Annotated in this window: 3 protein-coding genes; 1 reads left to right on the top strand and 2 read right to left on the bottom strand. The window is 46.9% G+C overall.

Annotation, left to right across the window (positions count from 1 at the left end; genetic code table 11):
- Positions 1-424: 424 nt before the first annotated feature.
- Both B3N33_RS02270 and B3N33_RS02275 read right to left on the bottom strand, forming a co-directional pair.
- Positions 425-1588, bottom strand: a complete 1164-nt coding sequence (locus B3N33_RS02270) for an iron-containing alcohol dehydrogenase (protein WP_292592050.1) — start codon at positions 1586-1588, stop codon at positions 425-427.
- Between the two features lie 4 nt (positions 1589-1592).
- Positions 1593-2150, bottom strand: coding sequence for an NUDIX hydrolase (locus B3N33_RS02275; RefSeq protein WP_292590504.1), 558 nt, complete (start codon positions 2148-2150; stop codon positions 1593-1595).
- 62 nt (positions 2151-2212) lie between these two features.
- Between B3N33_RS02275 and B3N33_RS02280 the strand changes: the two genes are divergently transcribed.
- Entirely contained in the window at positions 2213-2524 is a 312-nt protein-coding gene (locus B3N33_RS02280) for a thioredoxin family protein (protein WP_292590506.1), read from the top strand.
- Positions 2525-2606 lie beyond the last annotated feature (82 nt).

Consider the following 2606-nt stretch of genomic DNA (forward strand, 5'->3'; position numbering starts at 1 on the left):
CAGATGGTAGCCAAAATCTATCTCAATCCCCTGGTAGATCCACACTTCCTTTGTGATCTGAGATCCGATTCAAAATCATGCACTTCTTGTAGGGGCGAACGGCTGTTCGCCATAAAGAGCAGAGAGAACCAAAAACGTGACGCCACGCGGTTCATGCGGGCTCTACGAAATGGCAGTATCGGGTGATTTGAAGAACACAACAATGCTTACTAGGGTCTCTTCCCCTTCATAGGATATGCAAAGTCTTTGCAGATTCATCAGTCTTTCTTAAGAAAAGGGGCGTGCAGCCGCACGCCCCTACAACTCTATTGCACTCCTCACTCGCTACCCGATTTTCCAAACTCCAAATGCAAAACCTTGTTTCGCTTTCTGACTGAGACTTACGGTCTTTTGGCAAACAGATAACGCTAAACCGAGCATAAGTTCACTTCGCCAGTTCGTAGATCTTCTTAACATCGTCCTTATGAAGTTGTACGAACTGTCCCAGAGGCCCGTCTTCAGTTGCCTTCTTGGCCATCTCCTCAAACTTGTCGTCGGGAATTCCGGCGTCTGTCAGGGTAACGGGAATACCGAGACTAGCAAAGAATTCCTTCAGCCTTCTAATTCCCTCAACAGCGGCCTTTTCAGGATTACGGAAGTCCGGTTCGACGTCCCAGACTCTGTATGCAAATTGGGCAAAGCGTTCAACATCGTGCTTATACACATAAGTCATCCACGGAGCCCACATAATCGCCAGGCCTCCGCCGTGAGCTATGTCGTATATCGCGCTGAGTTCATGTTCCATGCCGTGAGTAGCCCAGTCTCCGATTCTTCCCGTGCTTAGCAAGTCGTTATGAGCTATGGTTCCGGCCCACATTATCTCCGCTCTCGCATCGTAATTCTCAGGCTCTTTTAGAGCTATAGGTGTGTTCTTGATCACTGTTCTTAGAGTAGCTTCGCAGAGTCTGTCCGTGAAATCCACGTTCTTCACATTTGTGAAGTACCTTTCCATGACATGGGACATTATATCTACCGCACCTACCGCCGTCTGGTAAGCAGGCAGTGTGAAAGTCAGTTTTGGATTCATTATTGCGAATTTCGCTCTCATGTGAACACTGTTTGCTGCTCTCTTGTACCAGCCGTCTTCGTTTGTGATTACAGATCCGCCGCTCGATTCGCTTCCGGCTGCAGGAATTGTTAGCACAACACCGAGCGGGAGCATCTTTTCTACTTTCTTGCCGGTCGAGTAGAAGTCCCAGACATCTCCACCGTAAGGTACTCCAATTCCTATCGCCTTGGCCGAGTCGATAACACTTCCCCCGCCAACTGCGAGGATTGCATCGACGTTCTTTTTTCGGCAGAGTTCGATTCCATCTCTTACAAGAGACAACCTTGGATTGGGCATTACTCCTCCAAGCTCGAAGATCTCAACTCCGGCTTCTCTTAGGCTTTTTACAACACGGTCGTACAAGCCGGTCTTCTTTATACTGCCTCCACCGTAGTGAAGAAGAACTCTCTTGCCGAACCGGGAAATCTCGGTTCCAACATGTTGTTCGGTATCTTTTCCGAAGATTATCTTGGTCGCATTGTGAAACGTGAAGTCTAGCATTCAATCACTCCTCTCTTATATGTGTTTTGTAATTGACATCTATACACTCGGACATACCTTCTTCACGACTCTCAATTATCTCTAGTATTCTCTCAATAGCTACTTCGATTATTCTTGCCGTAGCTCCCCAAACTATGAACCCGGGAAAACGAAATCTGATCGTTCTCTTTCCGCTTGGCATGATCATTGGTTCCGGAGCGGAGAGTTTGAGAGCCTCAATCGAAAGAAAGATGATATCCTCCACTTCGCTCTTGTTGAGCCTGAATTTCAGTTCATCGATGAACCCCAGGAACGAAGTGATTTCTCTCCCTGAGGTGACAGTGGTACTGACATTGAGCTGGCATACCTCTTCAAGTGAAGACGGAGAGGCGCCTATCTCCTCCTTCATCTCTCTTATCGCGCATTCTAGAAGAGTTTCGTCTTCTTCTGCGTGACCACCAGGAAAGCTGATCTGCCCAGGATGACTTATCTTCGTAGATCTTCTTGTGAGAAGAAGATAGTATTCGCCGCAGAGCTTCACAATGGGTACGAACACAGATGTCCTTATGCCTTCTCGTTGCAAGTCTTCACCTCGTTCAAATTCTACTATTATTATCAATTATAATGCTTTTAGGAGGCGATGAAGTGAAGGAAGTAACTCTGGCAGAATTGAGGGGAGTCATCGGAAAGGTGGTTATCGACTTTTTCAGCCCCGGCTGCGCAGTTTGTGCGGCGATTGAGCCAAAATTAGAGGAAGTGGAGAAAGCATTTGCTTCCTGGAGGTTCTTCAAGATAAACACAGTAGAGAATCCAGCTGTTGCCTCAGAACATTCCGTGTTCACGGTTCCAACAATAATAGTTCAAGTGGATGGAAGAGAGCAGAAGAGATGGAGCAAATACTTTTCAATCGATGAAGTAGGCGAATACCTGCAGGAAATTGATAAGACCGAGAGTTAGCTTTTTCGGTTCACCGTCATCGGTTCTCCGTTCTCCGTTAAAGAGAGAGAGAACTTCACAATCCGTCATGCTGAACTTGTTT

The organism is Mesotoga sp. UBA5825, from assembly GCF_002432955.1.
In the GTDB taxonomy this organism is placed as follows: Bacteria; Thermotogota; Thermotogae; order Petrotogales; family Kosmotogaceae; genus Mesotoga.

What these genes read in the sequence shown, in the direction of transcription:
- B3N33_RS02270 (WP_292592050.1), bottom strand. Translation starts at nt 1,588, where the DNA reads ATGCTAGACTTCACGTTTCACAATGCGACCAAGATAATCTTCGGAAAA.